Here is a 7739-nt window from a genome sequence, read left to right on the forward strand (position 1 = left end):
GGACGCCATCCTGCCGCCGCGCGCCAGCCGCGCCCATGTGCTGCACCTGCTGCACCGCCTGCTGCAGGTGCCCGGGCCCGCTGCGGCGCCGCCCGGCGCCACCGACCTGTCGCACCTGCTGGGCACGGCCCTTGGCACCGTGCGGCGGCGCTCGGCGGTGTTCGTGGTGTCGGACTTCATCACCGCGCCCGGCTGGGAAAAGCCCCTGGCCCAGCTCGCGCAGCGCCACGACGTCGTCGCCGTGCGCCTGCTCGACCCGCTGGAGCTGGAACTGCCCGACGTGGGCCTGGTCACCCTGCGCGACCCCGAGACCGGCGACCAGCTGCAGGTGGACACGCGCGACAAGGCCTTTCGCCACCGCTTCGCCCGCCTGGCCGCGCAGCGCGAGGCCGCCCTGCGCGAATCGCTCGCGCGCGCCGGGGCCGACACGCTGGAGCTGGCCACCGGCGACGACCTGCTGGACGCTCTGGTGCGCTTCATGGAGCTGCGCGGCCGCCAGCCGGCCAAGCCCGCCTACCGCGCCCCGGCCTCCCCCACCGTCGCGGTCGCTGCCGCCCGGGCCGCGTAGACAAAAAAAAGTAGGAGCCACCGCACCATGGTCTTTCTCTGGCCCACGTTCCTCTGGCTGCTGATCGCGCTGCCGGTGCTGGTGCTGCTCTACGTGTGGCTGCTGCGCCGGCGCCGGGCCACCGCCCTGCACTACCCCAGCCTTGCGCTGGTGCGCGAGGCCCTGGGCGCGCGCACGACCTGGCGGCGCCATGTGCCGCCCGCCCTGTTCCTGCTGGGGCTGGCCGCGCTGCTGCTGGCCGCGGCGCGCCCGCTGGCCGTCATCACCCTGCCCTCGCAGCAGCAGACCATCATGCTGGCCATGGACGTCTCGGGAAGCATGCGCGCCGCCGACGTGCTGCCCGACCGCATCACCGCCGCGCAGAACGCCGCCAAGGCCTTCATCGCCGACCTGCCGCGCCACGTGCGCGTCGGCGTGGTGGCGTTCGCCGGCAGCGCCCAGCTGGCGCAGCTGCCCACGCAGAACCACGAGGACCTGGTGAAGGCCATCGACAGCTTCCAGCTGCAGCGCGGCACGGCGACGGGCAACGGCATCCTGCTGTCGCTGGCCACGCTGTTCCCCGACTCGGGCATCGACATCGCGCCCTGGGCGGGCGGCAGGCCATGCGCTCGCAGCCCATCGACGAGGTGGGCCGGGCGCAGGGCAGGAAGCCCTTCACGCCCGTGGCGCCGGGCTCCTACACCTCGGCCGCCATCATCATGCTGACCGACGGCCAGCGCACCACGGGCGTGGACCCGCTCGAAGCCGCCCAATGGGCCGCCGACCGCGGCGTGCGCGTGTACACCGTGGGCGTGGGCACGGTGGCCGGCGAGACGATCGGCTTCGAAGGCTGGTCCATGCGCGTGCGCCTGGACGAGGACACGCTCAAGGCCGTGGCCCTGCGCACCAACGCCGAATACTTCCACGCCGCCACGGCGGCCGACCTGCAGAAGGTGTACGAGACGCTCAGCTCGCGCCTCACGGTGGAGAAGAAGGAAACCGAGGTGTCCGCCCTGTTCGCGCTGGCCGGCGCGGTGTTCATGCTGCTGGCGGCCGCGCTGTCGGTGTGGTGGTACGGGCGGGTGATGTAGGCGAAGGTTTCACGCCTGCCGGGGTTCTGGGACCGCCGGGCCTTTTGGCATTTTTTTGCACTTTTTGGCCTGCAGCGCAATCAGTACTAGGGCATACCGCTATTAATTCAATAGCAATCGCGATGCCGATCGCAATCACGCCGGGTTATCGATCTCGATGAACCGGTGGGCAATGCCCAGTTGCGCGGCCACCCGTTCGGCCATGGCGGGGGCGCCGTAGCGCTCGGTGGCATGGTGCCCCGCCGCGATGAAGGCCACGCCCGTCTCGCGCGCCAGGTGGGCCTGCGGCTCGGAGATCTCGCCGGTGACGAAGGCGTCGGCCCCAGCGGCGATCGCCCCCTCGAAATAGCCCTGCGCCCCGCCCGTGCACCAGGCCAGCCGCCGGATCGGGCGCGGCTCGGGCACCACCAGCGTCACGGCGCGACCGAGCACGCTCTCCACATGGCGGGCCAGGGCATGCGCATCGGCGAACTCCGCGGGACCGGCGAAGCCCAGGTCCTGCTCGCCGAAGCGCGCATCGGCGGCCACGCCAAGCATGCGGCCCAGCTGCGCGTTGTTGCCCAGCTCGGCGTGCGCATCCAGCGGCAGGTGGTAAGCGAACAGGTTGATGTCGTGGGCCAGCAGGCGCTGCAGCCGCTGCTTCATCCAGCCCGTCACGCGGCCGTCCTGCCCGCGCCAGAACAGGCCGTGGTGCACGAAGATCGCATCGGCGCCGTCCTCGATGGCCGCATCGATCAACGCCCGGCTGGCCGTCACGCCGCTCACGATGCGCGCGATGCGGTCCTTGCCTTCCACCTGCAGCCCGTTGGGGCCGTAGTCCTTGAAGCGCTCGGGCTGCAGCAGGGTGTCGAACGCGCGCTGCAGGTCGTGCCGGGAAACCCCGGGGGTGGCGATGCCGTGGGCGGAGGAAGCGGTGGGGCGGGTCATGGGACGATTGTGGCAGCGCGGTCAGGCACTCGCCGCAGAGGAAGGTCTTGCTGCCTGCATGCCATGCCGCACTGCACTATCGCGCGGGTACCCAGCAAGGCATGGCAGGCGATGACCCAAAAACCGGGTCACTGGAATGCCAACCAGGAGCCAGACCTTCGCAGGTGGGCCTGAAAAAGCGCTGCGTAGTCAGGCGGTGCTGCCGCGATCACGCTCGGCCGCAATGCAAGACTCTGGCGCCAGGCGCCGATCTTGGGCAACCCGTCGAAAAGCGCGGCGCTCCTTTGAGGGGGGAGGCCCTGGAAATAGCGAAAGATCGGAGCGAACACTGCGTCCACCATGCTGAAGCGGGTTCCGCCGAAATAGGGCCCGGTGAAGAGGGCTGCTTCAAGCCGCACGAGTTTGTCCCGAAAGGCCGTTGCCTTCGCATCGGCTGCCGCAGAACCTTTGGCATTCAGGTAGCCCCAGGCCTCTGTCAGCGTCGCCGATCCGAATTCAATCCACGCGCGGTGCTCTGCGCGTTCCACAGGGTCTTGCGGATGCAGTGGTGCGCCCGCCTGTGTCTCCTCCAGATACTCGCAAATGGCCATGCTTTCGAACAACACCTGGTGCGCACCGTGGTCGCCATGGATCTTGAGCAAGGGCACCTTGCCGGTCGGCGAGATCTCGAGAAACCAAGCCGGTTTGGCCGAAAAGTCCACGTCGATCCTGTCGAAGGGGGTGTCTTTTTCCAGCAGCACGATCGCGACGCGCTGTACGTAGGGACACAAAGGATGGCTGATGAGGCTGAGTGCAGCGGTCGACATGGTGGGGTCCAATCCGAGATGGCGCGTGGAGGGGCAGTGGCATGGAACCACACCGGGACTGCCGCTGGCCCATGCCGTTTTCCGCAGGGGCCAGCAGGCCGTCAGAGCAATTGCCCGCCGGACACATCGAACGACGTGCCGTTGGCCCACGCCAGGTCGCTCGACAAAATGGCTGCCACCGCTCGCCCGATGTCGTCCGGCTGGCCCACGCGGCCCAGTGCGATGCCTTGGGCCACATAGGCGTTGACTCCTTCGTTGTCACGCACCGCCCCGCCCATGAAATCGGTTGCGATAGCCCCTGGGGCAATGGTATTCACCCGGATTCGGCGTTCGCCAAGCTCGACGGCCATATAGCGGGTCAATACCTCGATGGCGGCCTTCACTGCCGCATAGACGCTGTAGCCGGGCAGCGTGAAACGCGTGAAGCCCGATGAGACATTCAGGATGCTGCCGCCGTCTTCGATCAGCGGCAGCAGCCGCTGCGTGAGGAAAAGCGGTGCGCGCAGATGGGCATCCACCAGGGCGTCGAACTGCGCCTCCGTCGTGTCGGTGAACGGGGAATGCAAGCCAATACCAGCGTTGTTGACGAGGTGGTCGAAGCGGTGACGGCCAAAGCACTCTTGCAATGCAGCACCCACGGTATCGCCAAACGCCGCAAAGGATGCGGTGTCGGCCACATCCAGTCGACACATCACTGCCCTGCCGCCCTTTTCCTCGATCTCCCGTTGAAGCGCCTCGGCTTCGGCCTGGCCCGTACGATAGGTTCCGACAATGCCGATGCCGCGCTGGGCCAGATGGCGAGCCATGTTGAGGCCGAGCCCACGGCTTGCGCCGGTAATCAGAGCGATCTTTGCTGTCATCATTGAACTCATTTCATTTCCATGATTGATATGGCGGATATCGCCGAGAACCCACAATCTATGGCGAAGCGCTTTTCCAGGCTTGCCTGATGCGCTGGTTCCCTTGCCCGATCGGCTCAACCACTCCAATCCCCGCTCAGCCTCCGTATGGACACCCCCGACGCCAGCCTGCTCGAAACCGCGCTGAGGAACATCCAACCCGGTGGAAAGACGTCAGGCATTCCCCGCATCGAAGTGCATGTCGACCAGGGACAGGACAGTGAAAACGCGTGCCAGTACCGCGCCATGGCATGTTTCATCCTGCAAGGAAGCAAGCGCGTCTCCTTCGGGAACAAGGTGCTGCGTTACGAGGCTGGCCACTATCTGGTCAGCGCCCTGGATCTGCCGCTCATGGGACAGGTCTACAGCGACGCCCGGCAACGGCCCTATGTCGCGCTCACGCTGGTGCTGGACCCCGCGCTGCTCAATGAGTTGATTCTGGCCATGCCTGTAGCGCAAGACGACGAAGGCAGCGAACCGGGTTTGTCAACCGCGCCCATGACCCGGGAGATCGAGGATGTCCTGGCGCGCGCCTTGCGACTGATGGACCGCCCCCAGGACATCTCCATCCTCGCGCCACTGGTGGAAAGAGAGTTGCTCTATCGGCTGTTGTCGGGCCAGCACGGCAAACTGTTGCGCCAGATCGCGAGTGCCAAGGGTCCACTTCCGAAGGTTCGCAAAGCCATCGGCTGGATTGGCCAGAACTTTGATCGGACATTCAAGGTCGATGACGTCGGCGCAGCCTGTGGAATGAGCCGGGCGACTCTCAATCGAAGCTTCCGGGAAATCACGGGCCTCAGCCCGTTGCAGTATCAAAAGCAGCTTCGACTGCTGGAGGCACGCCGCCTGCTGATCAGTGGCGATTACAACGTTTCCGGCGCGGCCTTTGCGGTGGGCTATGAGAGTTCATCGCAATTCAGCCGCGACTATCTGAGGCAATTCGAAGCCAGCCCCAGCCAAGACTTGCGACGCAGCGGCACCCTGCTGCCTTCAAGGCGAGCGGCCTGACAGCGATGGGCCATCACTGCGCAATCTCCGTGGCTTTTCTGCATCGGCCCTGCGCCGACCGCCTACCCGCCGCGCGCGTTGCCTTCAAGGTTCTCGGGTGTGGCGCACCGGATCGTCACCCCTGCGTTTTTAGAACAAAGAGACCCAAAGCCGCCCGTTCCCGGCCTGCACCCTACTCACCCGCAACCAGGTCGCGCACGACAGCGTTCAAGCCCGACACCACGCGCGCCAATTTGTCGAAGTCGACTTTGTCCGGCGTATCCTGGGCCGTGTGATAGTAGGGATACCGGTACGGAGCGGTGTCCGTCACCATCAGCGCTGGTATGCCTTCGTCCAGGTAGGCAGCGTGGTCGGAAAAATCCACGCCCGGCACGAACCGGGGGGCGGCGACTCCCTCGGACGGAAAAGCCGCCTGCGCGCGGAACGATTGGACGACCCGGCGAACGAGGCGCCAATCGGCAGTGGTCGCGACGAAGCCGATGAAGTCGCCCTGACTGGGATAGAACTGGTTGAGTGGCCAGGGATACTTTTGAGAATCTGGTTCGTCAGAAAAGTACCCCATCGTCTCCAGCGACAGCATGGCCTTGACCGTCATGCCACGGGATACCAATCCTTTTGCATGAACGACGCTCCCCATCTGTGAGGTACGAAAGTACGGGGGCTCTTCATTGGTGTACAGGACAAGGATGACGTCTGACCGCGCGGTTTCAGCGCCAGCTTTCAGGCTCTTCGCCAGTTCCAACACCGCTGCGGCACCGGTGCCGTTGTCATTGGCACCTGGACTTCCTTGGGCCGAGTCGTAGTGCGCCCCAATGACGACGGCACTGCGGCCCGGCGCCGACGGGCTTGGAATGGTGACTTCCAAGTTGCGCACGACCTTGCCAGCGACGCTGAATTCTTCGCGCCGCACCACGAAGTCGGAGCCCGCGAGTTCGGATTCGATGTATGCGGAGGCGGCTTCCAGCGCTTCGTAGTGCCGGCGGTTGTGCTCGGTGGACGCAATGGCCGTCACGTGTCGGCGCAACCGGCCCGAGAGTTCCCGTTCCTGGGCGCTCATGGCGGGAAGCGGTCCCCGGTGTGAACTCCCCGGCATGGTCGTCATGGCCACGACGAAAGCCAGGAGGCCGAACAACACCAGGGCCAAGGCGCCGCAAATTCGCAGCAGGCTCTGAAAAACTGCGTTCATTCTCAAATCTCAAATCTCAAATCTCAACTCTCAAGCGAGACGCGATTCCGTTTGAACGCTCCGGAGTGTCGGGTCTTGGCGCCCTCTTCCCCTTTACGTGCGCGCCGAAGGCTGCCAGCCGCGCGAAGCCAGCGGCACGAAGCCCAGCGCGAACCCCAGCACGCCCATGGCCGCCACGTAGTGGGCATTGGCCAGCACGTCGTGCTGCTGCCACAGCGTGATCAGGATGGGCGTGATGCCGCCGAACACCGCATAGGCCATGTTGTACGAGAAGGACAGGCCGGTGAAGCGCACCTCGGGCGGAAACGCCCGCACGCCCACGATCGGCAGCAGCGCGATCGAGCCCACGAACAGGCCGATGAGCCCGTAGTTGAACACCAGCGTGGCCGGCGTGCCCGGCAGGCCCGTGTAGAACAGGTAGGTGGTGACCACCAGGCCGCCCCAGCCCACCAGCATCACCGGGCGGGTGCCGAAGCGGTCCGTGGCCCAGCCGACGAGTACGCAGCCGATGGTGAGCGTGAGCGTGGCGACCGCGTTGGCCTCCAGCGCCAGCGTGGCGGGAATGTGGAACACCTTCTGCAGGTAGGTCGGCGTGATGAGCACCACCACCACGATGGCGGTGGACAGCACCCAGGTCATCAGGGCCACCAGCAGCATGGCGCCGCGGTGGTCGCGCAGCACGGTCTTGACCGGCAGTTCGCGCGCCACGGCGCGGCGGGCGGCCAGTTCCTGGAACACGGGCGTTTCGTGCAGGAAGCGCCGCAGGTACACCGACACCAGGCCGAACACGCCGCCCAGGATGAACGGAATGCGCCACGCGAATTCCTGCACCTCGGCGGGCGCGTAGCTGCGGTTGATGCCGATCGCCACCAGCGACCCCAGCAGGATGCCGCCCGTGATGCCGGCCGTGAGCGTGCCCACGCCCAGGCCGTAGCGGTTGGCGGGCACGTGCTCGGCCACGAACACCCAGGCCCCGGGCATCTCGCCGCCGATGGCCGCGCCCTGCAGCACGCGCATGGCCAGCAGCAGCAGCGGCGCCGCCACGCCGATGCTGGCGTAGGTGGGCAGCAGGCCGATGACCAGCGTGGGCACGGCCATCAGGAAGATCGACAGCGTGAACATGCGCTTGCGGCCCAGCTTGTCGCCGAAGTGAGCAATGATGATGCCGCCCACGGGGCGCGCCAGGTAGCCGGCGGCGAAGATGCCGAAGGTCTGCAGCTGGCGCAGCCAGTCGGGCATGTCGGCCGGAAAGAACAGCCCGCCCAGCACGGCGGC

7 protein-coding genes and 1 pseudogene are annotated in these 7739 nt (G+C 66.5%); 3 read left to right on the forward strand and 5 right to left on the reverse strand.

The features are described from left to right. Both AC27IO_RS17890 and AC27IO_RS17895 read left to right on the forward strand, forming a co-directional pair. Nucleotides 1-568, forward strand: a 568-nt coding sequence (locus AC27IO_RS17890; RefSeq protein ID WP_498739976.1) for a DUF58 domain-containing protein, incomplete at its 5' end; no start/stop codon positions are given. Between the two features lie 27 nt (nucleotides 569-595). Continuing rightward, nucleotides 596-1638 (forward strand): annotated as a pseudogene (locus tag AC27IO_RS17895) (VWA domain-containing protein). Nucleotides 1639-1773: 135 nt separating this feature from the next. Here the strand turns inward: AC27IO_RS17895 and AC27IO_RS17900 are convergent. The 3 genes from AC27IO_RS17900 to AC27IO_RS17910 form a co-directional block, all read right to left on the reverse strand. After that, nucleotides 1774-2565, reverse strand: a complete 792-nt coding sequence (locus tag AC27IO_RS17900; protein WP_498739978.1) for a Nif3-like dinuclear metal center hexameric protein — start codon at nucleotides 2563-2565, stop codon at nucleotides 1774-1776. Between the two features lie 128 nt (nucleotides 2566-2693). Continuing rightward, nucleotides 2694-3371 (reverse strand): glutathione S-transferase family protein, encoded by a 678-nt coding sequence (locus AC27IO_RS17905; RefSeq protein ID WP_498739980.1) that lies wholly within the window; start codon nucleotides 3369-3371, stop codon nucleotides 2694-2696. 101 nt (nucleotides 3372-3472) lie between these two features. Continuing rightward, nucleotides 3473-4231 carry an SDR family NAD(P)-dependent oxidoreductase gene (locus tag AC27IO_RS17910; RefSeq protein WP_284429951.1) on the reverse strand — a complete coding sequence of 253 codons (759 nt, stop codon included), beginning with the start codon at nucleotides 4229-4231 and terminating at the stop codon, nucleotides 3473-3475. A gap of 147 nt (nucleotides 4232-4378) precedes the next feature. On the opposite strand from AC27IO_RS17910, the gene AC27IO_RS17915 reads away from it, so the two are divergent. Continuing rightward, the gene (locus AC27IO_RS17915) at nucleotides 4379-5278 is read left to right on the forward strand and encodes an AraC family transcriptional regulator (protein WP_498739982.1); all 900 of its coding nucleotides are present in this window, start codon (nucleotides 4379-4381) and stop codon (nucleotides 5276-5278) included. Nucleotides 5279-5450: 172 nt separating this feature from the next. Here AC27IO_RS17915 and AC27IO_RS17920 read toward each other — a convergent pair whose 3' ends face one another. Both AC27IO_RS17920 and AC27IO_RS17925 read right to left on the reverse strand, forming a co-directional pair. Next, nucleotides 5451-6464, reverse strand: a complete 1014-nt coding sequence (locus AC27IO_RS17920) for a M28 family peptidase (RefSeq protein ID WP_498739984.1) — start codon at nucleotides 6462-6464, stop codon at nucleotides 5451-5453. A gap of 93 nt (nucleotides 6465-6557) precedes the next feature. Further along, nucleotides 6558-7739 (reverse strand): MFS transporter (locus AC27IO_RS17925; protein WP_498739986.1); only part of this gene is annotated, 1182 nt, incomplete at its 5' end.

The organism is Acidovorax sp. KNOB132 (assembly GCF_057541515.1).